Source organism: Clostridium sp. TJA020 (assembly GCF_058310295.1).
The window spans coordinates 599,481-626,386 of the sequence record NZ_JBZEFC010000001.1 but is presented as its reverse complement, the minus strand read 5'-3'; the positions used below and the strand labels follow the sequence as shown (position 1 = coordinate 626,386).

Below are 26,906 nucleotides of genomic sequence, written 5' to 3'. Positions count from 1 at the left end.
TTATCTAATGTTTGAAAATATTGCTGTACACCATTCTTGGCTTTGTAACTTTTCATTCATAACAAAACCATTAGCTTCTACAATAGATTTTACAGAGTCAAAACTCCATTCTACAAGCCCAGAAACTAACAGTTTACCTGATGGTTTTAAATGTTTATTTATAATAGGCATAAACATTTCGGTTTCAGCTCCTCCTATGTTTATATAAATCCAATCAAATAATCCATCAATTTTTACTTCATTTGATATAGCATCTCCAACTAAAACTTTTATAGTATTTATATTATTTAATGATGCATTTAACATAACTTCATCATAAACATCTCTAATATCTAGTGCTACAACTTCACTTGCACCTTTTATAGCAGTTGCTAGAGAAAGAATTCCAGATCCAGTACCAATATCTAAAACTCTTTTATTAGAAAAGTCTTTCTCAAGTATTACAGATAATAAGTCTTGAGTTGTTTCATGAAGTCCTGTTCCAAAGGCCCCTTGAGATATAAAGTTTATTTTATTTTTCCCTTGAACTTCTTCTTCTGGACTTGCTAAAACCCAATTATCATTTATAACAATAGGTGGTATACTAAATTCTTCATATTCATAATTTACTTCTTCGATTGATGATGGTTCTTTATCTAATATTAAATTTATTCTTTTCAAAAATTCATCAAATTTATTAAGTTCTTCATCATATGCTACTTTTAAAATTATAGGTTCATTATCTTTTTCAATATAACCATATCCAAATTCATCTGTTGTTATTTCTAATGGATTTTCATAAAATACATTAAAAATATCGTTTATTTGTAATTTTGTAATTATGTCATCTACCTCATTATATTTAACTTTATAAGATAAAATTTTCATCATGTCACCTCTTTAATATTATATATTAGTTATAGTATTACAAAAGACTTTTAATGTAAAGGTTAAAGATGTATAATTTATTAATGTGGAATAAATACAAAGGAGAAAGAGATGGACAGATTTAAACTAAAATTATTAATGGTACTATTTATGGTATTGGATAGTATAAGATTTTTCTTTGATGGAGCACCTTTTTGGTTCACTTATGTAGGAAGAGTTGTTATGCCAATATTTTTTTATCTTTTAGTAGAAGGATATTTTAAAACGTCTTCAAAAAATAATTATCAAAAAAGATTATTAGTAGCAGCTGAAATAATGTTTATAGGAAATTTAATATTATCTGTTTTAATATTAAAAGGGGTAGATGGAAACAATCTAATGTATAGTAATTTTAATTTACTATCATATGTAGTTAGTTTATTAGTTTTAATTTTTATGGTGACTATTTTAGTAATAACTTTAAAATCTAAAATAATATCAGATAAAATGACATCTATAATTATTTTTTTAATAGTATGTGGAGGATATATTTTAAGGTATGCATTCTATAATAAAGTATATATTATGCCAAATAATATGTTTTTAGCTTTATCAGCTGGATTTATAATGTTAAATGGATTAGTAGAATTTAGAGGTAAGGATTTTAAGAAGGCTTTTGTAAAAGTTTTAGTTGGTACATCACTTGGAATATTTACTGAGTCTTTAATATTAGGACCTGCTTTTGTTTTCATTTTTTATAAATGTTTTAATAATAGAAGAGATATGTATCTTGCGATTTTTGTTTTTTCGGCATTATTTTTCCCAGGATTTAATATTGAAGCTTTATTAAAATATCCTCAGTGGATGATTATATTTACTATACCGTTTATATACATATATAATGGAAAAAAAGGAAAAGACTTTAGATGGTTTTTTTACGTATTTTATCCATTGCAACTATGGATTCTATATTTATTATCAGTATTAATTTAAAATTAAAATAAATATTAAAAGCCCAATTAAAAATTTTAATTGGGCTTTTAATTAAACATTAGCTATTAGAAATATTTTATAATTTTTTAGAGAGGTATTGTTATTACTAAGTATACGTTTAAACTTTAAAATTATGAATATAATTTTACGTTACCTTCGGCTATTATATTTATTCCTGTATTACAAATATTTTCTTTTATTATATCTCCATTATTTATAGGAGCATTTACAGTTAAATCTTTTAATTCATTTAAAATAGAAAAAATAAGAGATTTTGGAACTCCTAGTTCACTTTTGACTGTCAATGTTTTTGAAGAGCCGTTATTAACTTTAATAATAGTTTTTACTATGCTAGAGGGCACTATACATCTTTTACTAGCATATAACACTCCTTTATTACATTTATTGCCTTCTATACCTATTAATTTAGAGTTTTCTAAAGTTAGTAATAGAGTACAAGAATAATCACATGCTAAACAAACTAATTCTTTATTTTCCATGAAAATATTGCTCCTTTCTATTTGATTTATATTATGATTTTTGTCAAAAATTTATTTTTTTACACATATGTTTGAAATTTATTCAAAAAAATATGGTAAAATAAAGTTAAAATTCATAAATGAATTGGAGTGATAATTTTTGAAGAGTATAGTAGTTTTAGATGGGAATACTTTAGGAAATATGAACTACAGCTTGCTTGAGGAATTTGGTAGCCTTAAAGTATATGGAATGACTAAAGAGGATGAAGTATTAGAAAGAATTAAAGACGCTAATATAATTCTTACTAATAAGGTAGTTTTGAATGAAGATAATTTGAAAGTATGTAAAAATTTAGAACTTATATGTGAAATGGCAACAGGGTTTAATAATATAGATATTGAATATGCTAAAAATACAAATATAGCGGTTACAAATGTAGCTGGTTACTCAACTAATACTGTTGTTCAACATACATTTGCTACATTGTTGCATTTATACGATAAAATAAATTATTATGATGAATTTGTAAAGTCAGGCAATTACTCAAATTCAGGAATGTTTACAAATCTAGATAAACCATATAATGATTTATCAGGAAAGACATGGGGAATAATAGGGCTTGGAGCAATAGGAAGAGGAGTTGCAAAAGTTTGTGAAGCTTTTGGAATGAATGTAATTTATTATTCAACATCAGGTAAAAATAATAATTCATCTTATAAAAGAGTGGAGTTTGAGGAACTTTTGAAAACTTCAGATATAATTTCAATACATGCACCATTAAATGAAAACACAAAAGGATTAATAAATTATGAAAATATATCAAAAATGAAAAGAGAAGCTTTTCTAGTTAATATGGGAAGAGGACCAATTATTGTAGAAGAAGATCTAGCAAGAGCAATTGATGAGGAAAAAATTGCAGGAGCTGCATTAGATGTATTTTCAGTAGAGCCTATATTAAGTAAAAATCCTTTATTATCAGTAAAAAATAAGGATAGATTAGTGTTAACACCACATATTGCTTGGGCGAGTGTTGAGGCTAGAGAGAGATTATTTAATGATTTAATAGAAAATATAAGAGCTTTTAATAAAGGTGAAATTAGAAATAGAGTAGAACTTTAAATAAAAAGGTTGCAATTTAATTGCAACCTTTTTAAGTTTAATTTATTAGTTCATTAATCACTTGAATTACACCATTTTCTTTATTACTTTTAGCTATAAAATTACCATGTTTTTTAACTTCATCTAAAGCGTCTTCCATAACATAACTATAATGTGCTCTCTTAAGCATTTCAATATCATTAAAATAATCTCCAAATACCATGGTTTCTTTAGGAGATATAGAATTTATAGATTGAATTTTTTTTATGGCATTGCCTTTATTAACATTTTTATTAGTTATATCAGTCCAATATTTACCGGCAACAACTATTTTAAATTCATTTCCTAAAATATCATTCATTAGTTTAAATGAATTTGTCATTGCATTATCCATATCACATATAGAAATTTTAAATATTTCATCATCAACAGTTTTTATGTAATCATAAGAATCTATTATAGTATTATCTAAATAATATTTATTTATTTCATCAGTAAATTTTTCAGAACAATCAATATGATAAAAATTTTTAACGCCACAAAATATAGCTACAGAATTTTTAATCTTTTTACAAGCATCTACAATTTTTATTACAGATGATTTATCCATAACTTCTATAGATTTAATTTTTCCATTTTCAACTACCATTGCACCATTATCTGATACATAGGATATTTCATCAGAAATAGGTTTAAAATTTTCATATAAAGTTTTGTAAGGTCTTCCGCTAGCTACAACAAATTCTATATTTTTTTCTTTTAATTTCTTTAATATATCAAAAAACTCACTAGGAACATTTCCTTCTGGAGTTAATAAAGTTCCATCCATATCAGATGCGATTAATTTTATCATGTATACCACCTTTTCTTTATGTAAATAATAATTATTATAATATCATAAATTATTATTTAATAATAGTAGGATGTTGTTATAAATATCAATATGATAATTTATTTTAAAAAAACTTGATTTATTTATAAGTTATATATATAATTAAATAAAATTAAATACGTTCGGATGAAGGTAGTGGGAGAGAGACTGATTTAATTAGTCCACCGAAGAGGAAAAATCTTTCAGGTTGTAGGACCGCTACTGGACGAGCCTCTGGAGAGACTCAAAAGTTTCTTTTGAGCACCGAAGGAGCAAGGCATAAATTTCTATGCTGAAACTCTCAGGTAAAAGGACAGGGGATTTTTTGAAGCTAATTTTATATATTTTAGCTTTATTTAATCTCCTCCAAAATGATAAATTAGGGGGATTTTTTTATTATGGAAAAAATATTAAGAACAATTGACTCTATTGTATGGGGTCCACCACTTTTAGTGTTATTATTAGGTACAGGAATTTATTTAACATATAAACTTAAGTTTATACAAATTAGAAAACTTCCACAAGCTATAAAGTTTATATTTCAAAAAGAAGAAGGAGCAAAAGGTGATGTATCTAGTTTTGGAGCTTTATGTACAGCACTTTCAGCAACTATTGGAACAGGAAATATAGTTGGTGTTGCAACTGCTATAAAGGCAGGAGGACCTGGAGCTTTACTTTGGATGTGGATTGCAGCATTTTTTGGAATGGCTACTAAATATGCTGAAGGAGTGCTTGCTATAAAGTATAGGGAATTTGATGAAAATGGAGTAGTAAAAGGAGGCCCTATGTACTATATACAAAATGGTATGGGTATAAAGTGGCTTGCAAAACTTTTTGCTTTATTTGGAGTTTTAGTGGCTTTATTTGGAATAGGGACTTTTGCTCAAGTAAATTCAATATCAGAAGGATTAAAAAATAGTTTTAATGTACCAATTATTATAACAGCTATTATAGTTACTGTTCTTGTTACTTTAGTAACATTAGGTGGAATTAAGAGAATATCCAAAGTATCAGAAGCTGTTGTTCCATTTATGGCATTGTTTTATATTTTAGGAGTTATATTAGTAATAATATTTAATTTTAAAAGTATTCCAGAAGCTTTACATATTATATTTGAAAGTGCATTTAATCCAAAAGCAGCTATGGGAGGAGTAACTGGACTATCAATAATTATAGTTATGCAAAAAGGCATTAGTAGAGGAGTATTTTCAAATGAGGCTGGACTTGGAAGTGCACCAATTGCAGCAGCTGCTGCAAAAACAAACTCACCAGCAAGACAAGGATTAATATCAATGACAGGAACATTTTTTGATACAATAATCATATGTACAATGACAGGACTTGTAATTGTATTAACTGGAACATTTAATTCTTCAATTGATGGAGCAAGTTTAACTACTGCTGCATTTGAGGTTGGGTTACCAATTGCTTATGTTGGAAAATATATAGTTAATATAGGATTGGTATTTTTTGCATTTACAACAATACTTGGATGGAATTATTATGGTGAAAAATGTATAGAGTATTTATTAGGTGAAAAAGCGATAATTCCATTTAAAATAATTTACATAATTTTAGTTGCTATTGGAGCATTTATATCATTAGATATTATATTTATATCAGCAGATATAGTAAATGGTCTTATGGCAATACCAAACCTTATTGCTATAATAGCACTTAGAAAAGTAATTTTTGATGAAACAAATAAATTTTTGGATTAAAAAAAGAGTCAATTTAAAATTGACTCTTTTTATTTTATAAAAGTATAAATTTTATATACATAATATATTAGAATATAATGTTTTCAAATTATAATTAAAATATTTAAAAGAAACAGAATTAAATAAGCATTTAAAATTAATTATATGTATTAACCTTTATATAGATTTAAAGAAAATACTATATAAAATTTAATATAAGACTTTAAATTTTTTATCAGAATCAATAGGAGTTAATTCATCAATAGAAATAGATTTAACTTTGCAGAAGCCATTACCTTTTTTTATTTTATTTATGAATTTTAAAATATTATTTTTATCTCCTTGAGCTTCTAAATAAACATTTCCATCAGATAAGTTTTTAACAAATCCAGTTAGATTAAGTAAAGATGCTTCATATTGAGTAAAAAATCTAAAGCCTACACCTTGAACATGACCACTAACTAAAACTTTTATTCTAATCATTATAAAGTACCTCCTAATTAATATATAATTGTAAAAAAGCAATCATATTTCTGATTGCTTTTTTATTATGACCTAACTTTAATCCATGCATCATTATAATTTCTTAACGCTTTAGGACTTAAATCATTAAATACTTCACATCTTTTAAGTTCTTCTTCAGTAGGATATTTATCTTTTACATCTTGAGGAAGCATTTCATAAGCTTTAGTAATAGGTGTTTGGTATCCAATATATTCAACATTTTTTAATGCATTTTCAGGTTCACATAAAAAGTTTATAAATTCTTCAGCTTCTTTTTTATGCTTAGCTCCTTTTGGAATTGCTAAAGCATCATACCAAAGATTAGAACCCTCTTTTGGAATTACATATTTAATATCAGGATTTTCATCCATTATATACATAGCATCTCCAGACCAAACTGGTGCAACAGCTACTTCACCACTTATTAAAGCATCTTTAACTTCATCTACCATATAAGCTTGAACTAAAGGCTTTTCATTTCTAAGTTCTTCAGCTGCTTTATCAATTTCCTTTGGATTTGTAGTATTTAAGGAATATCCTAGTTTTTTTAATGCAACTGCCATAGCATCTCTAACTGAATCAACCATAACAATTTGATTTTTATAATCTTTATCCCAAAGTATATTCCAGCTATCTACTGGTTTTTTTATTATTTTACTATTATAAGCAATTCCTACTGTACCCCACATATAAGGAACTGAATATTCATTGTGTGGATCATAAGGCAAGTCTTTAAACTGTTTACCTACATATTTATAATTAGGAATATATTTATAATCAATTTTTTCTAAAAGATTTTCTTTTCTCATTTTTTCAATCATATAATCAGATGGAACAATTAGGTCATAATTACTAGATCCATCTTTTATTTTAGAATACATAGTTTCATTTGTATCAAAAGTATTATAGTTTACTTTTATTCCAGTTTCTTCTTGGAATTTATCAACTAAATCAGGGTCTATATAATCTCCCCAGTTATATATATTTAATATTTTTGAGTTTTCTGAATTAGTGCTAGCACTAGAATTGCTACACCCAGTAAAAAGAGTAGTAGCTATTATTCCAAGTAGGGCAATAGTAGTGCATAAAATCTTTTTTCTTTTCATTTAATTCACCTCTACTTTTTTCTTTTTATTAACTATAAGAAGTAGTATAAGAACTGTAACAAACATTAGTGTAGAAAGTGCATTAATTTCTGGTTTAATACCACGTCTTGCCATAGAGTAAATTTCTATTGAAAGATTTGTAACCCCAGGACCTGTTGTAAAGAAACTTATAACAAAGTCATCAATTGACATAGTAAATGCCATTAAAAATCCAGCAAATATTCCTGGCTTAATTTGAGGTATTATAACCTTTCTAAGTGCATACCAAGGAGTAGCACCAAGATCCATTGCTGCTTCTATAGTATTATCAGGAAGTTGTTTTATTTTAGGAAGAACTGATAATATTACAAATGGTATATCAAAAGATATATGAGCAAGAAGCATTGTATTAAATCCAAAATCAAATTTTAAGAATATAAATAAACTCATTAAAGCTATACCAGTAACTATATCTGGATTTATAATAGGAAGGTTATTTATATTAAGTAATAAAGCTTTGCTTTTTCCACGCATTCTACTAATTCCAATAGCTGTTATAGTTCCTACAATAGTAGCAATAATAGAGGCAATTAAAGCAATTAAAACTGTATAGTATAAAGCTTCCATTAATGCATCATTTTGAAAAAGTGATTTATACCACTTTAATGTAAAACCACTCCAATGTCCCATTGATTTAGAATCATTAAATGAGAACACCATTAAAGTAACTATTGGAGCATATAAAAATATAAAAATTATAATCAAATAAAATCTTTTTATAAAATTGTGTAATCTATTTACCATAAACGACCACCGCCTTCAGCTTCTTCACTATCAAATTTAGACATTAAAGCCATTGATATTAATATTAGAATCATAAGTATAATTGCAAGTGCTGATCCAAAGTGCCAATCGCTTAATGTTGTAAATTGTTGTTCTATAACATTACCAATTAACATATCTTTTCCACCACCAAGTAGTCTTGGAATAACAAAAGTTGATACAGCCGGCATAAATACCATAGTTATTCCAGAAATAATTCCTGGCATACTTAAAGGCAATATTACTTTAGTAAAGATTTGCTTTTTGTTTGCTCCAAGGTCATATGCAGCATTTATTAAATTTTGATCAAGCTTAGATAATACTGTATATATTGGTAATATCATAAATGGTAAGAAGTTATAAACCATACCAAGTAAAATAGCACCATTAGTATATAAAAATTGAATTGGTTCAATTCCAAATAACCCTAAAAAGTTATTTACTATACCATTTCTGCTTAATATAGGCATCCAAGCATAAGTTCTAAGTAAGAAATTCATCCACATAGGAAGAATAAATAACATTATTACTAGGTTTCTCTTTGATTCAGGCATTTTTGATATTATATAAGCAACAGGATAACCTATAACTAAACATAATACAGTAGAAATAAATGCCAAATACATTGAACGACCAAATATTCTAATATATATAGGATTCATAAGCCTCTCAAAATTTTCAAGTGAAAATTTATAACCAGAACCTGTATCTATAGTAAAACTAAAAAATAAAATCATAATTAAAGGAACAACAATAAATAATACGCTCCATACTATGTAAGGATAAGCTGCTAATCTACTTCTTTTATTCATATTCTCTCACCTTTTTCATTACATGAATATCTTCTGGATATATATCTATTCCAATAGTTGATCCAACTTCAGCTGATTTTGTATTATGAATAATCCATTTATCATTACAATTTTCAACTTCTATTTCTATTTCGTAATGAACTCCTTTAAAAATAACAGATATAACTTTTGCTTTAAGCATACCTTCTGAAGCTTTAACCATTTTAATATCTTCAGGTCTTATAACTATATCAACTTCTTCATTTTTATCAAATCCAAAATCAACACTTTCAAATATTTTTCCTAAAAATTCAGTTTTATAGTCACAAAGCATAACACCATCAACTATATTACTTTCACCTATGAAATCAGCAACAAATGCATTAGCAGGTTCATTATATATATCTTGAGGTGTTCCCATTTGTTGAATAACACCTTTATTCATTACAACTATAGTATCTGACATTGTAAGAGCTTCTTCTTGGTCATGAGTTACAAATATAAATGTAATACCAAGTCTTTGTTGAATTTTTTTAAGCTCTATTTGCATTTCTTTTCTAAGTTTTAAGTCTAATGCACCTAAAGGCTCATCAAGAAGTAAAACTTCAGGTTCATTAACTAATGCTCTTGCAATTGCTACTCTTTGCTGTTGTCCACCACTTAAAGAGTCTATTTTTCTATTTTCAAAACCACTAAGAGCAACTAATTTAAGCATTTCAGTAACTTTTTCTTTTATTTCATCCTTTGGTAATTTTTTTATTTTTAAACCAAAGGCTATATTATCAAACACATTCATATGAGGAAATAAAGCATATTTTTGGAACACTGTATTTACAGGTCTTTTATAAGATGGAAGGCTTGCCATATCTTTATCATCAAAAATAACTTTACCACTATCTGCTGTTTCAAATCCTGCAATTATTTTTAGGGTAGTAGTTTTACCACAACCGCTAGGACCTAAAAGTGTTAAAAATTCATTTTTCTTTATATTAAGATCAAGTTTCTTTAGAACCTCGTTATCTTCATATTTTTTACTTATACCTTTTAATTCTAGAATGTTATCTTTCACAATAAACACCTCTTTCTATATAGTCTTAATAAATAATCTAAAATGATGGGGGAGTACTTATCCAAATAACTTTTGCAGTAGTTTTACCTGGATTTGAAAGATAATGATTTAATTTAGGTTTAAAATAAAAGCTTTCTCCTTTTTTTACCTTATATCTTTTTTCACCTAAGTGTAAAATTATACTTCCATTTAAGACAAATCCAAATTCTTCCCCTTCATGAGGTTCTTCCTCTATATATCTGCCATTAGGCTCTAAAGTTAGCATAATAGGCTCCATATCATTTTTTTGAGCACTAGGAACTAACCATTTTAAGCTGTACTTTAAGTCTTCATCTTCAGTTTCAAACATGTCATCACTTTTATATGTTATTCTTTCTTCTCCTTTTTCACTAAAAAACTCGGTTAAATTAGTTCCAAGGATTTCTAAAATATCAACTAATGTAGCAATAGATGGTGAAGTTAAATCATTTTCAACTTGAGATATAAATCCTTTAGATAATTCACATCTATTAGCTAATTCTTCTTGTGTGAGACCTTTAGCAATTCTAAGACTTCTGATTTTATCGCCTATTTCCATTTTTCACACCACATTTCTGTTTTAAAATATAACTTTTACTAAACATAAAGTTTAAGATTACTAAACAAACAAGAATAATTATAATTATTATATGTTTAAAAATCAATATATTTAATAAAAAAATAAAAAAATTTTTTCTTTAGATTCATTGATAATAAAAGGATACAGCATTTACTGTAAAAATAAGTTTAATAAAAACGTAAATAAAGTTTAGTAATACTAAGATAAAACATTTAACTTTGTATATTAAAAACTTGATATAGTGTCACTTTAAAAAATAATAATAAATTAATACAATTTCTAAAATAATAAAAAATTTATTAATATACAAAAAAACATTAAAAGTTTGATATAATTAATATAAAATAAGTATTGTTCTATAAATTGAGAAGGGTGAATTTTTAGATAAAGGTGATTATAATGAAACTGAGAGACGGATTATATAGAAGGAATGGTAAAAAGGTATATATAAAACAACCTGAGTATAATGAATTATCGTTTGTTAAAGAGCTTTGGGCTCATAAACAAACTATGAAAGATATTGGAGGAGTTTTTTATTTTACAGAAGAAAAGTGGGATATGTTTTATAAAAAAATGGTTAACCCAACTGATGGAAAGAATTTTTATTGTTTAGTATATGATAATAACGATACTCCAATAGGAGAAGTTAGTTTTCACGGATATGATTCTGCAACAAAAATTGCAAGGTTTAATGTGAAAATACATTATAATTATAGAAATAATGGATATGGAGAAGAAGCTGTTAGATTACTTCTAGAATATTATTTTACCGAATTTGGTGGGGACATGCTTATGGATAAAGTATCAACATTAGAAGGGGAAAGGGTAGCTCAAAAAATAGGGTTTGAGGAAGTTAAAAAATTTGGAAACACTACAATTATAAGAATTAGTAAATCAGGATTTTTGAATTTTGATAAAAGCAAAAATACTAACATAGGAGTATTAATGATTAAGAATATGAATATGTTAGATTATACTATGGCAGAGGAATTGTTTTCAAAAGCTAATACTATACTTGGAAGAAAAATGTTTAATGTATATGGTATAGCAATTGATAATAATATAAATATTAGTAAAAATATTAATTTAAGTATAACTAAAAATGACATTAAACCTAATATAATTATAATACCAGGTGGAAATAAAATAATAGATGAAAGTAGTAAAGGAAAGATAATAAATTATATATTAAAGTATTATAAAGAATGTGATTTTATATGTGCTATTAATGAAGGAATATATTATTTAGCAAATTGTAATGAATTAAAAGGCGTTTTAGTTCCTTATGGAGATTGGATAGATGGACTAGATATAGAAAAAAATGATTTTAGATTAGTAAAAAGAAATTATACAGATAATGGGAAAATAATGTTGAGTAAAAATGTAATGGGAAATATAGAGTTATATTTAAACTTAATTAAAAAAATAGGCGGAAATGATTTAGAAGAAAAATTAGCTTATAATATAGGACTAAAAAATAAGTAGGAAAGTATTTTTCCTACTTATTTTTTAAAAATACTCCTGAAACAATGTTTGCAATATCTCTTACTGTTTCTAAATGTCCTTGTAAATTTTCTTTTGCTACAATAACATCAGCAGTTGCTTCAGTTGCAACATCTGAAATATCTTTTGCATTATCAGAAAAATCTTTTACATTATTAAGTGTAGTATCTATATTTTTTTTATTATTAGTCAAAATAGTATCTACATTAGTTAAAATAGTAGATAATTTTATTAGACAAATTATTAAGAAAACTAATGCAACTATACCTAAAATACCAATAACTATCCAAAATAAATCAAGTAAATTAATATACATTAGTTATTAACCTCTGAATTTGTTTCTTCTTTAACTTCATCTATTAGATGTTCTTCATTTTCTTTAGTTGATAAATCTTGAATATTTTTATTATTTAAATAATCTTTTATTTTGGCTTTAGCTTCTAGTACATTTTCTTTACAAGTATTAGATGCTTTGTTAGCTGCTATTTTTACTTTTTCATTAACATCTTTAGCAGTATCCTTTAAATTGTTTCTTGTTTCCTTACCTGATTTTGGAGCAAATAATACACCGCTTAAAGCTCCAGCTAATGCACCAAAAGCAACTCCAGTTACTAAAGTTTTAGCTGTTTTCTTTTGAGATTGTCTAATTTTTTCTTTTCTTTTTTGTTCAATTAATTTTGATAAGCTCATATATATACCCTCCTAAAATTTGATAGTTTTATTATCTTAATTATACTATAAAAAATATTATGTAATATAGAATTTGATTATAATTATAACAATGTTCATAAAGGTTTAAATTATATTTTCAAAAAGTGAACTATAGTGTAAAATAATTATACAAAGTAATATTTTGTGTGGGGGATAAGATGAGTTATATCAAGGGTAAATGGGTTTATTTAGTTATAATATTTTTGTTGTTATTAATTATTCCATTAATTTTACATATTTTTCATGGACAGGGAAATGAAAAAATAGAATTTGGAAATGAGTTTATTAATACATTAAGTGAAAATAATATTATTAAAGAGGAAAAGAAAAAGATAAGATTCAATATAGAAAAAAGAAATTTAGAAAAAAGTGATGAAGAGATTTATTTATTAAAAAGCAAGTTTTATATGATAGAAATAAATAAAGATAATAAAATTATAAGTTTTGTTGATAAGAGAAAAACTGATAATAAAATTAATATAATATTAGATGAAAGTGTAAAAATTGCTAAAAAATATATAAATAAAATAGATGGAAGCAATTATAAATTAAAAGAAATAGATAAAAATTATACAAATAAAGATTCTAATTTTTATTCTGTTATATTTTTAAAATATGAAGAAGGATACCCATATTTTTCGCAAGAGGTAATTTTGAATATAAATAAAAATACTGGAAAATTACAAGGATATATAAATAAGACTAAGAATAGTGATCATGAAAGTATAAAAATAAATATATCAAAAAATAATGCTGAAAAAATCGCTTTAAACTTTTTTAATAAAGTACAAAAAGAAGGGCATATAAAGACAAATTCATATTTAGCTTTTTGTAATAGCGCACAAAATGAAAGATTAGAATTGGCTTATGTTGTAGAAGTTTCAAATGAAAAGACTGATAAAATATTTTTTATATCAGCAAAATCAGGTAAAATAATAAATATTATTAGTAATGTTATAGATAAAATAGAAGTTAAATAAAAAGCAGATCAAATGATCTGCTTTTTCTATTTCCATTCAGTAACATTTTTTAAACCAGGTATATTAGATGCTTTAAATAATGGTTCTTTTATACCAGATCTCTTTTGGTCTTGATAATCCTTTAATGCTAAGAAGGCTTGTTTGCTAAGAAGGGTAATTGCTATTAGATTTGTTACAGCCATAAGTCCCATAAATACATCCGCTAAATTCCAAACTATATTTATTTCTGCTATTGATCCAAAGAATACCATTCCAACAACTAAAAATCTATATACATATAATATAACTCTATTTTTACTTAGGAATTCTATATTAGATTCACCATAGTAATAATTACCTACAATTGAACTGAAGGCAAAAAGTAGTATACATATTGCTATAAATGTATTCCCCCAAGGGCCTACTTGTGTACTTAAAGCTCTTTGAGTAAGTTGAATTCCAGTAACTGATTTATCTAAATAATTAACACCTGATAAAAGAATTATAAATGCAGTACAACTACAAATTATAATTGTATCTGTAAATACTCCTAATGTTTGGATAAGACCTTGTTTTACAGGATGGCTTACATCTGCTGTTGCAGCTGCATTTGGTGCACTACCCATACCAGCTTCATTTGAGAAAAGTCCTCTTTTAATACCCATAAGCAACGCTCCACCAAGTGTACCACCAACAAATTCTTTAAATCCAAAAGCATTCTCTATTATTAATTTTAATATAGAAGGAACTTCAGTTATATTTATTATTAATATAAATAAAGCAACTGCAATATATGCTAAAGCCATTATAGGAACAATAACTTCTGATACCTTTGCAACTCTGTGAACACCACCAAATATTACAAATAGTGTTATTAAAGTTAGTATAATACCAACAATTAATCTATCTACGCCAAAGGCATCTTTAAATGCTAATGTTATAGTATTAGATTGAACTGAGTTAAATATTAAACCAAAAGCTATAGTTATAAGTATTGAGAATATAACACCCATCCATCTTTTATTTAAACCTTTTTGCATATAATATGCTGGTCCACCTCTAAAAGAGCCATCTTCAGCTTTTTCTTTATATATTTGTGCTAGAGTAGATTCAACAAAGCTTGATGCTGCACCTATAAGTGCTATAAGCCACATCCAGAATATAGCTCCAGGACCTCCAACAGAAATTGCAATAGCGATACCAGCTAAGTTTCCAGTACCAACTCTTGAAGCCGTACTTATACAAAATGCTTGGAATGATGATATACTTCCATTTTTTTTATCTGCTGAAAATCCATCTCCAAGAAGTCTAAACATTTCTTTTATATATCTAAATTGTACAAATTTTGTTTTAAAAGAAAAATAAATACCTAAAATTAATAGCATAGCTATTAAAATATATGTCCACAAAATATCATTGAATTTTAATATGAAATCATTAAGTAAATTCATTAAAAATCTCCCTTCTAAAATAATATTCTAAATAATTATTGATTATAGTATATAATAAAAAAACATAAAATGCAAGAAGTGATTAACTAAATTTCATATAGATTAAAATAATCAGTAAAAATAAGTAAAAATCATTGAAAATACAACAGTATTGCAAGAAAAAGAGATGTTTTATTCATATGTATATAAAAAATAAGCATCTTTAAAAAGATGCTTATTTAAACTGTTAATTGTTAGGTTTATTAGAGTTATTTTGAGTATTTGATGGTTTATTATTATTTTGATTATTGTTTTGCTCAGGAGTAGTTCCTTCATTTGGTTTAGTGGTTTCATTATTATTTTCATTTGAATCAGGCTTTTTATTTTCATTTGGTTTTTTATCTTTTTCGTCTTCCTTGTCTTTCTTATCTTTATCCTTTTTATCTTCCGTAGGTGTATAGGTTGAATTATCATAAGAAGTTGGAAGTATATATTTATAATCGGCAGTAACTGGATTTTTATAATCTTTTGTTATAAAAATTCTACTTGCTGCTAAACCAGCAGGGGTGTTATTTGTAGCTAACAAACCATTAGAACTATTAATTTGAGCACTTACATGAGTTTCACAGTAACTTGAAGGTTGAGTTCCTTCAATAAATAATTCAGTATAAACTTGATTTCCTCTAGGATCATTTTTACAAAGATCAGTAGGAAGTAATCCAGAATCTTTACATACAGAAACTTCTACAATTCCAGATGGTTTATCAATATCTTTTGTACTTAAACCTTCATTTGCTTTTCTCATAATTTTTCCCCAAAGATTTGATGCAGTAGCACCAGATCCACCACCTTTTATGGAAGCTTGATTATCATAACCAACCCAAACTGCACCACTAAGATGAGGAGTTAATCCAACAAACCAATAATCTTTATTATCAGTAGTAGTACCAGTCTTACCAGCAGCAGGCATAGCTCCAAGTTGAGCATATGTAGCATTGTAAGTTAAAGGTCCTTTCATCATATCATAGATTATATAGGCAGCTTGAGAGGATAATATTCTTTTATCTTCTTTTTTACTTTCTAATAATACATTTCCATTAGAATCAACAACTTTAGTATAAAGTCTAGGTTCAACATATACTCCATCATTACCAAAAGTTCCAACAGCAGATGCCATTATAAATGTGTTGGCTCCATCTGGGTCAGTAGAACTATTATCAAATTGTCCTAAAGCATAAGTGGAAGGGAATTTTGAACCATTTGAATATTTAATTCCGAATTTTTCTCCATATGAAAGTGAAGTTTCATCTCCAACCATTTTTTGAGTTAAAGCAGAACCTACATTACTTGAAATTCTTAAAGATTCTCTTAAAGGAATTAATCCTTTATAGGTTTTACCTGCATTACTAGGTCTATATGATGATACTGATTCAGGAATTGGTGAATCATCAATTGTAGTAGCAGCAGTTGCTTTTTTTGTGTCAATTGCAGGTCCATATACAGTAAATGGTTTTGTAGTAGAACCTATTGATCTTAATGAACTATAAGCTCTATTTAATGAACGAGCACTTTGACTACCTCTTCCACCAACTAAAACTAATACTTCACCATTTTTATAATCAGTTATAGTAGCAGATGATTGAAGTAGTGGAACACCATCTTTATTTAATTTATCATAACCTGGAATATTGTAATTATTATAATTATCTAGTACTTTTTGAGTATAATCTTGTAAGCTTCTATCCATTGTTGTATAAACCTTAAGTCCACCAGCTTGAATTAAGCTTTCAACTTGCTCATCACTATATTTATATTTTTTCTTTAAATCTTTTTTTACTTGATCTACAGAAGCATAAATAAAATCTTCATATGGTAATCTGTAGTCTACTTTAGATTTCTTAAATTTAAGTTTTCCATTATCTAAATCCTTTATTGCTTTATCATATTCTTGTTGAGTTATATATTTATGCTCAAGCATTTTAGATAACACAAGTTTTGTTCTGTTAATATAAACAGAAGGATTTTTTTGTGTATAACCACTGTAAGTTGTTGGTGCTTGAGTAACACCAGCTAAGTAAGCACATTCTATAAGATTTAAATCTTTAGCATTTTTATTGAAATACATTTTAGCACCAGCTTGAGCGCCGTATGCTACACCACCTACGGGGAAATGATTAAGATATGCTGTTAGTATTTCATCCTTTGATAGCATTTTTTCGATTTGAAGTGAAAGATAAATTTCACGAACTTTTCTTTCAATTGATCTTTCGTTGGTCAAAAGAGTATTTTTAACTAATTGTTGAGTTAAAGTAGATGCTCCTTGAATTCCGCCTTTTCCTGTAACTATATAAACAACGTCATTAACAGCAGCACCAAGTATTCTTTTAACATCTATACCATCATGTTCATAAAACCTTTCATCTTCTATAGCAACTAATGCATTTTTAAGATTTTTAGGTATATTTTTTGATTCTATTTTTTGATAATCTTCTTTTCCATGTAAAGAGGCCATAAATTTTCCGTTATTATCATATGCTTGTAGGGTTTGGTCGACATTAACAACTTTATTAATATCTATAGGTGGAGTGTTTTTCACAACAGCTACAACATATCCAACTCCTATTACGGCTACGGCTAATATTAAAAATAATATGCTAAGCCCTACCCATTTAAAAATGTTCTTTTTAGTAGATTTTTTCTTTTGTGGAGCTTGGCTATTAGTATTATCTTTATCTTTTTTTAAGTCTTTTTTATTTGCCATCTCATCCTCCCAATTATTTTAAAATTAATAAATAATATTCTTATCCATTATAGCATAATTATAATATTATTAAACCAATAACTCAATAAAAAGGTGTTTTATGAAATATTATACAAGAACACGAAAAAACAAGCGTAAATCAGTTATAGCAGTTAGTATCACCATTTTTATATTTTTTAATCTTATGGTTATAGTATTTGATAAAAAAGTCATGCCTTCTGTATTAGCTATTTCAGAAACTTTAATGAGAGCAGAAGCTGTTAGAGCTATAAATGAAGTTAGCATGGACGTTTTTGATGAAATAGTTGGATCAGAAGATATAGTAATTATAGAAAGGGACGATAAAAATAGAATAAATCTAATTAAATCTAATACTCAGCTTATAAATAAAGTATCTGGGAAAATTGCAATTAGATGTAATGAAAAATTAGAACAACTAGGTGTTAAAGGAATTGAAGTTCCTCTTGGATGGATGACTGATAAAAGTATATATTATAATTTAGGCCCTAAGATAACTATACAAATGGAACCACTTGGTAATATAGAAACATCTTATGATTCTATATTTGAAAGTGCTGGAATAAATCAAACTAGACATAAAATATATTTAAATGTAAAAGCAAGAATAAAAATAATAATACCTATGTATAGCAAAGAAATGAATGTCGATGCGCAAATACCATTATCTGAATCTATAATAGTTGGTGAAATTCCAGATACAGCAATAGAATTAAATGATTAAAAAAAGAGACAAGTCTAACTTGTCTCTTTTTAGTGAAAATAGTTTTAGTTAGTTTCCCAATTGAAAACATAAGGTACGTTTCTGTAATGATCTCCATAATTTAAGCCATAACCTACAACGAATAAATCTTCTATTTCAAAACAACAATAATCAGGAGTTATATCAACTTTTCTTCTTGAAGGTTTATCTAGAAGAACACAAGTTTTAACTGATTTAGCTCCTAGTTTTTTTGCGTGATTTACAACGAAATCCATTGTTATACCACTGTCAACTATATCATCAACTATTAAAACATCATAACCTTCTATATTATCTGGAATATCATTTACAACTTTAACTGTTCCAGAACTTGTTTCTTCATGTCCATAGCTTGAAGTTGTCATAAATCCTATTTTAGCTTTTGTATCTATGTATCTAACTAAATCAGCTGCATATATAAAGCTTCCTCTTAATAAAGATAAAACATAAAGATTTTTATCTTTATAATCTTCTGTTATAACCTTTCCAAGCTCAGCTATTCTTTTTTGAATTTGCTCTTCTGAAAATAAAATATTACGTTTCTTATCATCCATTAATAAAACCTCCAAGTATTTTTAAATATCAATTTCTTAATAAATAAAATACTTTATTATAGAAGAAAAATCAAGTGCAAATTTAATTGATTTAGTTTACAATAAGTATTTATTAGTATAGAATTATATTCAAAATTAATTATATAGATAATAAAAAGGGTGATTTAATGATACATGGAAATACAGAAGGAATAAGGAATTCTATTCTTTCAGAATTAGACAGTTTATATAATATAAAAACTCAAAAACAAGAAGTATGTAATGTAGAAATTATAGATATAATTACTAATGTTTCTTCAAAAATAGAGAGAGAAGTAAGTGTAGCTATTGATAGAAAAGGAAAAGTTACATCTGTAGCAATAGGCGATTCAACATCAGTAGAACTTCCTATTTTAGATATATATGAAAAAAGACTTTCAGGAGTTAGAGTTATTCACACACATCCAAATGGATATAGCAATTTATCAGCACTTGATTTAACGGCTCTTATAAAGCTTAAATTAGATGCAATAGTTGCAATTGGAATAAATAATGGTGAAATTGTTGATTTTTCAATAGCAAATTTAATGGTATTAGATAAAGATTTAGTATATGAAGAAAAAAATAATCTTAATATTGAAGAGTTAATGAGAATAGATATATTAGATAAAATAAGATATGTTGAAAAACTTATAAAAGAAAATGATGTTATAGAAAATGATGAAGAAAAAGCTATATTAGTAGGATCAGATACTAGAGAAAGTTTAGATGAATTAGCAGAACTTACTAAAGCTTGTGACATACCAGTTCTTACAAAAGTATATCAAGGTAGAAATAAAATAGATCCAGCATTTTTTATAGGTAGAGGAAAAGTTCTTGAAATTGCTCATTTAAGACAAACAGAAAGAGCTAATGTTGTTATATTTGATGATGAATTATCAGGTTCACAAGTTAGAAATCTTGAAAATGCAATTGGGGCTAAGGTAATTGATAGAACTACATTAATACTTGAAATATTTGCAAGAAGAGCAAAAAGTAAAGAAGCTAAAATACAAGTAGAGCTTGCTCAGCTTAAATACAGATTAGGAAGACTTCAAGGTCTTGGTACAGTTCTTTCAAGAACAGGTGGTGGTATTGGTACTAGGGGACCTGGAGAAAAGAAATTAGAAACAGATAGAAGACATATAAGAGAAACTATATATGACTTAAATAGAGAACTTAAAAAAATAAAGAAAACAAGAGAAGTTCAAAGAGAGAAAAGAAATAAAGAAAGTATACCTAAAGTATCTTTAGTTGGTTATACAAATGCAGGTAAGTCAACACTTAGAAATGCTCTATGTAAAATAGCTGCATCAAAAGATAATAGAAATAAAGAAGAGGTTTTTGAAGCAGATATGCTTTTTGCTACTTTAGATATAACAACTAGAGCAATTATACTTAAAAATAAAGGTCTTATAACTTTAACTGATACAGTAGGATTTGTAAGAAAGCTTCCTCATGATTTAGTAGAAGCATTTAAGTCAACCTTAGAAGAAGTTATTTACTCAGATCTTTTATGTCATGTTGTAGATGCTTCAAGTGATGATGCTTTAGAGCAAATAAAAGCTGTTGAAGAAGTGCTGTCAGAACTTGGATCTATAGATAAAGATACAATATTAGTTTTAAATAAAATAGATAAAGCAACAGAAGAACAAATAGCTAATATAGAAGAAAAAATTTCTTATTATGACCACATTATAAAAGTTTCAGCTAAAGAAGAAATAAATTTAGATAATTTATTAGAAGAAATAGAAGAAAAACTTCCATATAAATTAAAGAAAGTAGAGTATATAGTACCTTATAATAGAGGAGATATTCAATCGTTACTTCATAGAAGTGGTAGAGTTTTAGAAGAAGAATATGTAGAAACAGGTACTAGAATGATAGTTGAAGTAGATGATGAAAGTTTTAATAGAACTAAAGATTATATGATAAATATATTACAATAATTATTTTAAAATTCCTAGAATAGCTTTTGTTCTAGGAATTTTTATTTATTATAAATAATATTTTAACATATGAAACAGTTTTGTTATAATAAAAATAGCAATATAAAATTGTGGGGGCGAAGTTTTATGAAAGATATAATAATAGAATATCAAAAAGCATTTAATATTATGATGGAGACTTTTGAAAGTAATGAAAATGTTATAGCAGTTTTTACTTTTGGAAGTATGGTTTCAGGAGATATATGGAATGAATCAGATATAGATTTTTTTGTTATATATAAAGATGAGTTTAATAAGGTAAGAGATGTATATTCTGAGGTGAATAATATTCCAGTGCATACTAAGTTATTAAGCAAAGATAGTTTTGTGTATTCATATGAAAATGAGGGAAAAAGGGGCATAGTAAAAAGTATACTTAGTTTTTCAAAGTTAGTATTTTCAAGAGATAAGGATATAAATGTTATATATAATAAAATTATATATGGAATTGATGAGTATGCAGGAATAGGAAAGTTAGAATATTTAAGTAAAGTAATTAAAGATGTAAAGATAGCAAAAAAATATATAAATTTAGGAAGAATGTATACAGCATATGAAGTTATGGTTAGAAGTTTAGACAGTTTTTCAAAACTTTATTTAAGTTTAAATGGATATACAGTTAGTAAAGATGCAATTAGAATGGTTATAAATTTAGATGATTCATTTAAAAGAATTATTGATGAGAAGTTATTTGGTAAAATGAATAAAGAAGATATATCTTATATAATAAACTATATAGAAAATTTTATAGATAAACATATAGCTATATCAGCAAAAGTTATAATTGATATATTAAAGAGTAATAAAGATTATTTAAGTTCAACGGAAATTAAAAAAGATGAAATGCTTGTAGGATATAATATAAAGGTTGAACAAATACTTAAAAAGCTTTTAGAACAAGGAATAATAAAACATAAAAAAAGAAACGTTTATGATAAAAAAGGTAATTTAATACTTACTCAAAATGTTTATGGTATTTTATAAAGGTGATGATATTTTTTGGAAAACATAAAAGATATAGTTTATTTAGAAGATAAACCTAAGTATATTCAAATAGCAGATAAATTTAAAGAACTTATAGATAGTGGAAATATAAAGGACGGCGAAAAATTACCTCCAATTAGAGAACTTACAAAAATACTTAATGTAAATAAAATTACCGTAGTAAATGCATATAAAAAATTAAATGATGAAGGGTTTGCATATCAAAAAATAGGGAGTGGAACTTTTGCTAAGAAAAAAGAGTTACACTCTAATTTCATGAAAATTTATTCTAATACTTTTAAATTTCTTAAAAATTGTAATTTAGATAATTATGTTGATTTCTCTGGTGAAACAACTAGGGAAGTATTTTTCCCAATAAAAGATTTTAAAGATATAATAACAACTGTTTTAGATAGAGACGGAGAAGAAGTTTTGCTTTCTCAAAATACATTAGGGTATAACCCTTTAAGAGAAACAATAAATAAAGAATTTTGGAATAATAGATTAAATGTTGAAGATATAATAATTGTTTCAGGTGCACAACAGGGAATTGATATAGCATCTAAAGCAATGATAAATATAAATGACAATGTTATAGTTGAAAAACCAACTTATGGTGGTGCTCTTTCAGTTTTTAAATGGAGAAGAGCTAATATATTTGAAGTTCCAATAGAAAAAGATGGAATAAATATGGAATTGTTTGAAGAAATTTTAAAAAAGAATAAAATAACTTTATTTTATGCAATGAGTTATTTTCAAAATCCAACAGGAATTTCATATAGCTTAGAAAAAAAGAAGCGTTTAATAGAATTATCTAAAAAATATGATTTCTATATAATAGAAGATGATTATTTATCAGAACTTGTTTATGAAGAAGATATTGAATATACACCATTTAAAAGTTTAGATAAAGATGATAGAGTAATATACATTAAAAGTTTCTCAAAAATATTTATACCTGGTATAAGACTAGGATACATGGTAGTTCCTGAAAGATTTAGGGAGAGGTTTTTAAGTACTAAATTAAATACTGATATTACAACTTCAACTTTAATGCAAAGAGCTTTAGAATATTATATTGCAAATAAAAATTGGAAAGAAAATATTAAAAAATTATCTAATGAATATAAAAAGAGATATGATATTATGGGTAAGCTTATAGAAGAAGAACTTTCAGATTACGTTTATTGTAATAAACCTAAAGGTGGACTTAATTATTATTTAGAAATTAAGAATAAGAAAATTTCTTCTAGAGAGTTATTTTTAAAATTAAAAAAGAAAAATGTTTATATTACTCCTGGGGTTTTGTTTTTTAGAAATAGTAGAGAGGGAGACGGATTTTTTAGAATAGGCTTTTCACAGACAAATTGTGAATCTATAGAAGAAGGAATTAAAGCAATTAAGGAGGAATTAAGGTTATGGCATATATAACTATTAGAGATAGAGGAGAAGATAGATTTGAAGAAAAAAAGTCTGAGTTTATAGGATATGCTAAAAGAGTAGAAAATGAAGAAGAAGCTAAAGCCTTTGTAAATGAAATAAAAAGTATGCATAAACAAGCTAGACATAATTGTTGGGCATATGTTATTGGAGAAAATTATGGAATACAAAGATACTCAGATGATGGAGAGCCACAAGGAACAGCTGGAATTCCTATACTTGAAGTTATGAAAAAACAAGGAATAACAGATTGTGCTGTAGTTGTAACTAGATATTTTGGAGGAATACTTTTAGGTGCAGGGGGATTAACTCGTGCATATACTAAAGGGGCAAGTATTGCAGTTACTGCAGCTGGAGTTGTTGAAAAGGTACATGGATTTAAAATTTCTATTGAAATAGATTATGATTTAATAGGAAAAATACAGTATCTTTGTGGACAAAATAACTGGTATATAGAGGACTCAGAATATACAGATAAAGTTATTTTACATATATATGCAGAAAATAGTATAATCCCTTTAATAGAAAAAGAAGTTACAGAAGCTACTAATGGTAAAGCTATTATATCAAAAGCAGAAGAAGGAATATATTTTAAAGAAAATAATAGATTGTTTAAAGTTATTTAATTGTAAAGAAAATATAAATAAGCATTATAAAATGGTTACTATATTGAATAAAACTAATTTAGTATGATATAATTTTAAAGTATAATTTATAAATTTATAGTTTAACACAATGTAAGGAGGAATAGACATGTCAGGACACTCAAAATGGCATAACATCCAAGCTAAAAAGGGCAAAATGGATGCAAAAAGAGGAAAGATTTTCACAAAAATCGGTAAAGAAATTATGGTTGCAGTAAAAAGCGGTGGTCCAAGTCCTGAGTCTAATGCAAAACTTAGAGACGTAATAGCAAAAGCAAAGGCAGCAAATATGCCTAATGATACTATACAAAGATCAATAAAAAAAGCATCAGGTGAATCAGGATCAGTAGATTTTGAAAAAATAGTCTACGAAGGATATGGTCCATCAGGAGTTGCTGTAATTGTTGAAACATTAACAGATAATAAAAATAGATCAGCAGGTAATGTAAGAAGTGCATTTACTAAAGGTGGAGGTAACATGGGTACATCAGGCTGTGTTGGATTCATGTTCCAAGAAAAAGGAGAAATCGTTATTGAAAAAGGCGATTTAGATGAAGAAGAAGTAATGATGATGGCATTAGATGCTGGTGCTGAAGATTTCCAAGCTGAAGATGAAGTATTTGTAGTTTATACAACTCCAGAAGACTTCGGATTAGTAAGAGAAGCTTTAGAAGGAAATGGAATAGAATTTTTAGAAGCAGGAGTTAAAATGATTCCAGATACAACTTCAGAATTAGATGAAGATAATGCTAAAAAATTCCAAAAAATGCTTGACTTACTTGAGGATGATGATGATGTTCAAGAAGTTTACCACAATGCTGAATTCCCTGAAGGATGGGAAGAATAAGGCATTTTAAGCACTTTTTAAAATCAAAAAAATAATCGATTGTGACATACAAAAGTAATATAACACACTTTTAATGTCGATATACAATAATAACGTTATATCGGTATTGGAGGTGTGTTTTTTTATTGTTAGATGATATGCTTAAAGAATTTTTAAAGTATTATTTGCAATAATAACATATTTTGGAAAGAGAAAATCTATGAAAAAGTTAAATTGGTTAAAGGAAGAATATTAAATATTAGATAATTATTTAAAACATAGTATAAGGTATTTGGAAACTTTAATATACAATATTTCCCTAAAATATGCTATAATTTGAATGTAATATTTATGTATAAATAAAAATATGAAATAGAATATATATGTTATTAGTATAAAATAATTATGTGTAAAGAATGTCAAAAGAATTAAATCAAGAAGAAAAATTAAATTATAAATTAATTGATGAAAGCTATTTAATTTAATATAAAATAATTAATAATACATAGAAAGGATATTAAAATTATGGTTAAATCTTCAATTATAATTAATAAAGAAAAGTATAATTCATTTTTTGATAAAAAATTAAAAGATTATATAATATTTCATTTGAAAATAATACTTCTTGGAGTAATAACACTAGGATTAGCATATCCTTGGATTATTTGCATGAAAAATGAAGCAAGATGCAAACATACAGTAATTTGCGGTAAAAGATTAAAATTTATAGGTAAACCTAAGGAATTAATAAATTATTGGATTTTATGGTGGTTTTTAACAATTATAACATTGGGGTTTTATGGGTTAGTTGTAAAACTTAGATTTGAGCGATGGACTATTGCTAATACAATTTTTGAGGATCAATACTTATAGAGTAATTATAAAGATAGAAATTTTAGAAAATTAAATAAAAAAATAATAAATAAAACAAAGGCTTATGATAAAAAATTACATTTACAATTGTAATTTAAGTAGATATTAATAATTATTTCAATTTACAAAATAAAGAAAGTGAATTTATTTTATATTATAATTTATTTAAGTTAATTAATTAAAATTATATTTAAATAAAGATGAAAACAGAAAATAATCAGTAGGTCTTAATAAGACCTACTGATTATTTTTATACTATGTTTTTAGGTGAGAACTAAAAGTAAATTTTTATTAAATAATAATGTGAGAGTGAGTTATTTAGTATCTTATTTTATAAAACATAAATTTAAAATATTATAAGTTTACAAAATAGAAAATATAGATATTTTTAAAATGTTTTTAAATTATAATTTATGTAAAGAATGTAAAGTAAGTTACAGAAATGTATATGAAGTTTAAAAATAATTATAAAAGATGTGTTACTTATGGTAAATATATTATTTTTAAATAGATATTAAAATGGATAAATATATATATTTAAAAAAATTAAAACAATCAAGTAAAGAGTTTAAAGATTGAAAATAAAAATTACACAACT

The 26,906-nt window shown here is 26.1% G+C and carries 26 protein-coding genes and 2 riboswitches; of the genes, 12 read left to right on the top strand and 14 right to left on the bottom strand.

Features of this window, described 5'->3' with window-relative positions; translation table 11 throughout:
- Positions 1-867: a 50S ribosomal protein L11 methyltransferase gene (locus tag AC4FQ1_RS03280; RefSeq protein ID WP_491148127.1), complete on the bottom strand. Its 867-nt coding sequence runs from the start codon at positions 865-867 to the stop codon at positions 1-3.
- 111 nt (positions 868-978) lie between these two features.
- Here AC4FQ1_RS03280 and AC4FQ1_RS03275 point away from each other — a divergent pair, with 111 nt between their 5' ends.
- On the top strand, positions 979-1,839 hold the full coding sequence (locus AC4FQ1_RS03275) for a TraX family protein (RefSeq protein WP_491146789.1): 861 nt from the start codon (positions 979-981) through the stop codon (positions 1,837-1,839).
- 131 nt (positions 1,840-1,970) lie between these two features.
- Here AC4FQ1_RS03275 and AC4FQ1_RS03270 read toward each other — a convergent pair whose 3' ends face one another.
- Entirely contained in the window at positions 1,971-2,339 is a 369-nt protein-coding gene (locus tag AC4FQ1_RS03270) for a DUF1667 domain-containing protein (RefSeq protein WP_303128708.1), read from the bottom strand.
- A gap of 139 nt (positions 2,340-2,478) precedes the next feature.
- On the opposite strand from AC4FQ1_RS03270, the gene AC4FQ1_RS03265 reads away from it, so the two are divergent.
- A complete protein-coding gene (locus AC4FQ1_RS03265) occupies positions 2,479-3,438 on the top strand; it encodes a D-2-hydroxyacid dehydrogenase (protein WP_491146790.1) in 960 nt (319 codons plus the stop codon).
- A 37-nt stretch (positions 3,439-3,475) separates the two neighbouring features.
- Here the strand turns inward: AC4FQ1_RS03265 and AC4FQ1_RS03260 are convergent, their stop codons facing one another.
- Complete coding sequence (locus AC4FQ1_RS03260; RefSeq protein ID WP_491168917.1) at positions 3,476-4,270, bottom strand: HAD family hydrolase; 795 nt, start codon at positions 4,268-4,270, stop codon at positions 3,476-3,478.
- Positions 4,271-4,435: 165 nt separating this feature from the next.
- Positions 4,436-4,517: riboswitch (glycine riboswitch) on the top strand.
- 2 nt (positions 4,518-4,519) lie between these two features.
- Positions 4,520-4,608: riboswitch (glycine riboswitch) on the top strand.
- A 78-nt stretch (positions 4,609-4,686) separates the two neighbouring features.
- Here AC4FQ1_RS03260 and AC4FQ1_RS03255 point away from each other — a divergent pair.
- On the top strand, positions 4,687-6,009 hold the full coding sequence (locus AC4FQ1_RS03255) for an alanine/glycine:cation symporter family protein (protein ID WP_303128705.1): 1,323 nt from the start codon (positions 4,687-4,689) through the stop codon (positions 6,007-6,009).
- 189 nt (positions 6,010-6,198) lie between these two features.
- On the opposite strand, the gene AC4FQ1_RS03250 is transcribed toward AC4FQ1_RS03255, so the two are convergent.
- From AC4FQ1_RS03250 to AC4FQ1_RS03225, 6 genes are all read right to left on the bottom strand, one after another.
- Complete coding sequence (locus AC4FQ1_RS03250; protein ID WP_303128703.1) at positions 6,199-6,471, bottom strand: acylphosphatase; 273 nt, start codon at positions 6,469-6,471, stop codon at positions 6,199-6,201.
- 65 nt (positions 6,472-6,536) lie between these two features.
- On the bottom strand, positions 6,537-7,598 hold the full coding sequence (locus tag AC4FQ1_RS03245) for an ABC transporter substrate-binding protein (protein ID WP_303128702.1): 1,062 nt from the start codon (positions 7,596-7,598) through the stop codon (positions 6,537-6,539).
- Positions 7,599-8,381, bottom strand: coding sequence for an ABC transporter permease (locus tag AC4FQ1_RS03240; protein WP_303128701.1), 783 nt, complete (start codon positions 8,379-8,381; stop codon positions 7,599-7,601).
- Positions 8,375-9,211 carry an ABC transporter permease gene (locus AC4FQ1_RS03235; RefSeq protein WP_303128700.1) on the bottom strand — a complete coding sequence of 279 codons (837 nt, stop codon included), beginning with the start codon at positions 9,209-9,211 and terminating at the stop codon, positions 8,375-8,377. The genes AC4FQ1_RS03240 and AC4FQ1_RS03235 overlap by 7 nt, the downstream gene beginning before the upstream one ends.
- On the bottom strand, positions 9,204-10,259 hold the full coding sequence (gene potA, locus AC4FQ1_RS03230; RefSeq protein WP_303128699.1) for a spermidine/putrescine ABC transporter ATP-binding protein: 1,056 nt from the start codon (positions 10,257-10,259) through the stop codon (positions 9,204-9,206). The genes AC4FQ1_RS03235 and potA overlap by 8 nt, the downstream gene beginning before the upstream one ends.
- A gap of 37 nt (positions 10,260-10,296) precedes the next feature.
- Entirely contained in the window at positions 10,297-10,836 is a 540-nt protein-coding gene (locus tag AC4FQ1_RS03225) for a helix-turn-helix domain-containing protein (protein ID WP_303128698.1), read from the bottom strand.
- A 420-nt stretch (positions 10,837-11,256) separates the two neighbouring features.
- On the opposite strand from AC4FQ1_RS03225, the gene AC4FQ1_RS03220 reads away from it, so the two are divergent.
- Positions 11,257-12,342 (top strand): GNAT family N-acetyltransferase, encoded by a 1,086-nt coding sequence (locus AC4FQ1_RS03220; protein ID WP_491168916.1) that lies wholly within the window; start codon positions 11,257-11,259, stop codon positions 12,340-12,342.
- A gap of 13 nt (positions 12,343-12,355) precedes the next feature.
- Here AC4FQ1_RS03220 and AC4FQ1_RS03215 read toward each other — a convergent pair whose 3' ends face one another.
- Together AC4FQ1_RS03215 and AC4FQ1_RS03210 are read right to left on the bottom strand one after the other, a co-directional pair.
- On the bottom strand, positions 12,356-12,676 hold the full coding sequence (locus tag AC4FQ1_RS03215) for a hypothetical protein (protein WP_303128692.1): 321 nt from the start codon (positions 12,674-12,676) through the stop codon (positions 12,356-12,358).
- On the bottom strand, positions 12,676-13,050 hold the full coding sequence (locus AC4FQ1_RS03210; RefSeq protein ID WP_303128691.1) for a YtxH domain-containing protein: 375 nt from the start codon (positions 13,048-13,050) through the stop codon (positions 12,676-12,678). Before AC4FQ1_RS03210 ends, AC4FQ1_RS03215 begins: the two co-directional genes overlap by 1 nt.
- Positions 13,051-13,229: 179 nt before the next feature.
- Here AC4FQ1_RS03210 and AC4FQ1_RS03205 point away from each other — a divergent pair, with 179 nt between their 5' ends.
- The gene (locus tag AC4FQ1_RS03205) at positions 13,230-14,051 is read left to right on the top strand and encodes a hypothetical protein (RefSeq protein ID WP_491168915.1); all 822 of its coding nucleotides are present in this window, start codon (positions 13,230-13,232) and stop codon (positions 14,049-14,051) included.
- A gap of 26 nt (positions 14,052-14,077) precedes the next feature.
- Here AC4FQ1_RS03205 and AC4FQ1_RS03200 read toward each other — a convergent pair whose 3' ends face one another.
- Together AC4FQ1_RS03200 and AC4FQ1_RS03195 are read right to left on the bottom strand one after the other, a co-directional pair.
- On the bottom strand, positions 14,078-15,481 hold the full coding sequence (locus AC4FQ1_RS03200; protein ID WP_303128688.1) for an alanine/glycine:cation symporter family protein: 1,404 nt from the start codon (positions 15,479-15,481) through the stop codon (positions 14,078-14,080).
- A 226-nt stretch (positions 15,482-15,707) separates the two neighbouring features.
- Positions 15,708-18,221: a transglycosylase domain-containing protein gene (locus tag AC4FQ1_RS03195; protein ID WP_491168914.1), complete on the bottom strand. Its 2,514-nt coding sequence runs from the start codon at positions 18,219-18,221 to the stop codon at positions 15,708-15,710.
- Positions 18,222-18,321: 100 nt separating this feature from the next.
- Here AC4FQ1_RS03195 and yunB point away from each other — a divergent pair, with 100 nt between their 5' ends.
- Complete coding sequence (gene yunB, locus AC4FQ1_RS03190) at positions 18,322-18,963, top strand: sporulation protein YunB (protein ID WP_491146796.1); 642 nt, start codon at positions 18,322-18,324, stop codon at positions 18,961-18,963.
- A gap of 44 nt (positions 18,964-19,007) precedes the next feature.
- Here yunB and hpt read toward each other — a convergent pair whose 3' ends face one another.
- Positions 19,008-19,535 carry a hypoxanthine phosphoribosyltransferase gene (gene hpt / locus AC4FQ1_RS03185; protein ID WP_303128681.1) on the bottom strand — a complete coding sequence of 176 codons (528 nt, stop codon included), beginning with the start codon at positions 19,533-19,535 and terminating at the stop codon, positions 19,008-19,010.
- A gap of 167 nt (positions 19,536-19,702) precedes the next feature.
- On the opposite strand from hpt, the gene hflX reads away from it, so the two are divergent.
- The 6 genes from hflX (at position 19,703) to AC4FQ1_RS03155 (ending at position 26,308) form a co-directional block, all read left to right on the top strand.
- A complete protein-coding gene (gene hflX / locus AC4FQ1_RS03180; RefSeq protein WP_491168913.1) occupies positions 19,703-21,502 on the top strand; it encodes a GTPase HflX in 1,800 nt (599 codons plus the stop codon).
- A gap of 126 nt (positions 21,503-21,628) precedes the next feature.
- Positions 21,629-22,525, top strand: a complete 897-nt coding sequence (locus tag AC4FQ1_RS03175; protein ID WP_303128675.1) for a nucleotidyltransferase domain-containing protein — start codon at positions 21,629-21,631, stop codon at positions 22,523-22,525.
- 15 nt (positions 22,526-22,540) lie between these two features.
- Positions 22,541-23,956: a MocR-like pyridoxine biosynthesis transcription factor PdxR gene (gene pdxR / locus AC4FQ1_RS03170; RefSeq protein ID WP_491168912.1), complete on the top strand. Its 1,416-nt coding sequence runs from the start codon at positions 22,541-22,543 to the stop codon at positions 23,954-23,956.
- The gene (locus AC4FQ1_RS03165) at positions 23,944-24,591 is read left to right on the top strand and encodes a YigZ family protein (RefSeq protein WP_303128670.1); all 648 of its coding nucleotides are present in this window, start codon (positions 23,944-23,946) and stop codon (positions 24,589-24,591) included. Before pdxR ends, AC4FQ1_RS03165 begins: the two co-directional genes overlap by 13 nt.
- Before the next feature lie 127 nt (positions 24,592-24,718).
- Positions 24,719-25,456 carry a YebC/PmpR family DNA-binding transcriptional regulator gene (locus AC4FQ1_RS03160; protein ID WP_303128667.1) on the top strand — a complete coding sequence of 246 codons (738 nt, stop codon included), beginning with the start codon at positions 24,719-24,721 and terminating at the stop codon, positions 25,454-25,456.
- 501 nt (positions 25,457-25,957) lie between these two features.
- Complete coding sequence (locus AC4FQ1_RS03155) at positions 25,958-26,308, top strand: YjgN family protein (RefSeq protein WP_491168974.1); 351 nt, start codon at positions 25,958-25,960, stop codon at positions 26,306-26,308.
- Positions 26,309-26,906: the final 598 nt, after the last annotated feature.

What these genes read in the sequence shown, in the direction of transcription:
- AC4FQ1_RS03280 (WP_491148127.1), bottom strand. Translation starts at nt 867, where the DNA reads ATGAAAATTTTATCTTATAAAGTTAAATATAATGAGGTAGATGACATA.
- AC4FQ1_RS03275 (WP_491146789.1), top strand. Translation starts at nt 979, where the DNA reads ATGGACAGATTTAAACTAAAATTATTAATGGTACTATTTATGGTATTG.
- AC4FQ1_RS03270 (WP_303128708.1), bottom strand. Translation starts at nt 2,339, where the DNA reads ATGGAAAATAAAGAATTAGTTTGTTTAGCATGTGATTATTCTTGTACT.
- AC4FQ1_RS03260 (WP_491168917.1), bottom strand. Translation starts at nt 4,270, where the DNA reads ATGATAAAATTAATCGCATCTGATATGGATGGAACTTTATTAACTCCA.
- AC4FQ1_RS03255 (WP_303128705.1), top strand. Translation starts at nt 4,687, where the DNA reads ATGGAAAAAATATTAAGAACAATTGACTCTATTGTATGGGGTCCACCA.
- AC4FQ1_RS03250 (WP_303128703.1), bottom strand. Translation starts at nt 6,471, where the DNA reads ATGATTAGAATAAAAGTTTTAGTTAGTGGTCATGTTCAAGGTGTAGGC.
- AC4FQ1_RS03245 (WP_303128702.1), bottom strand. Translation starts at nt 7,598, where the DNA reads ATGAAAAGAAAAAAGATTTTATGCACTACTATTGCCCTACTTGGAATA.
- AC4FQ1_RS03240 (WP_303128701.1), bottom strand. Translation starts at nt 8,381, where the DNA reads ATGGTAAATAGATTACACAATTTTATAAAAAGATTTTATTTGATTATA.
- AC4FQ1_RS03235 (WP_303128700.1), bottom strand. Translation starts at nt 9,211, where the DNA reads ATGAATAAAAGAAGTAGATTAGCAGCTTATCCTTACATAGTATGGAGC.
- AC4FQ1_RS03225 (WP_303128698.1), bottom strand. Translation starts at nt 10,836, where the DNA reads ATGGAAATAGGCGATAAAATCAGAAGTCTTAGAATTGCTAAAGGTCTC.
- AC4FQ1_RS03220 (WP_491168916.1), top strand. Translation starts at nt 11,257, where the DNA reads ATGAAACTGAGAGACGGATTATATAGAAGGAATGGTAAAAAGGTATAT.
- AC4FQ1_RS03215 (WP_303128692.1), bottom strand. Translation starts at nt 12,676, where the DNA reads ATGTATATTAATTTACTTGATTTATTTTGGATAGTTATTGGTATTTTA.
- AC4FQ1_RS03210 (WP_303128691.1), bottom strand. Translation starts at nt 13,050, where the DNA reads ATGAGCTTATCAAAATTAATTGAACAAAAAAGAAAAGAAAAAATTAGA.
- AC4FQ1_RS03205 (WP_491168915.1), top strand. Translation starts at nt 13,230, where the DNA reads ATGAGTTATATCAAGGGTAAATGGGTTTATTTAGTTATAATATTTTTG.
- AC4FQ1_RS03200 (WP_303128688.1), bottom strand. Translation starts at nt 15,481, where the DNA reads ATGAATTTACTTAATGATTTCATATTAAAATTCAATGATATTTTGTGG.
- AC4FQ1_RS03195 (WP_491168914.1), bottom strand. Translation starts at nt 18,221, where the DNA reads ATGGCAAATAAAAAAGACTTAAAAAAAGATAAAGATAATACTAATAGC.
- yunB (WP_491146796.1), top strand. Translation starts at nt 18,322, where the DNA reads ATGAAATATTATACAAGAACACGAAAAAACAAGCGTAAATCAGTTATA.
- hpt (WP_303128681.1), bottom strand. Translation starts at nt 19,535, where the DNA reads ATGGATGATAAGAAACGTAATATTTTATTTTCAGAAGAGCAAATTCAA.
- hflX (WP_491168913.1), top strand. Translation starts at nt 19,703, where the DNA reads ATGATACATGGAAATACAGAAGGAATAAGGAATTCTATTCTTTCAGAA.
- AC4FQ1_RS03175 (WP_303128675.1), top strand. Translation starts at nt 21,629, where the DNA reads ATGAAAGATATAATAATAGAATATCAAAAAGCATTTAATATTATGATG.
- AC4FQ1_RS03165 (WP_303128670.1), top strand. Translation starts at nt 23,944, where the DNA reads ATGGCATATATAACTATTAGAGATAGAGGAGAAGATAGATTTGAAGAA.
- AC4FQ1_RS03160 (WP_303128667.1), top strand. Translation starts at nt 24,719, where the DNA reads ATGTCAGGACACTCAAAATGGCATAACATCCAAGCTAAAAAGGGCAAA.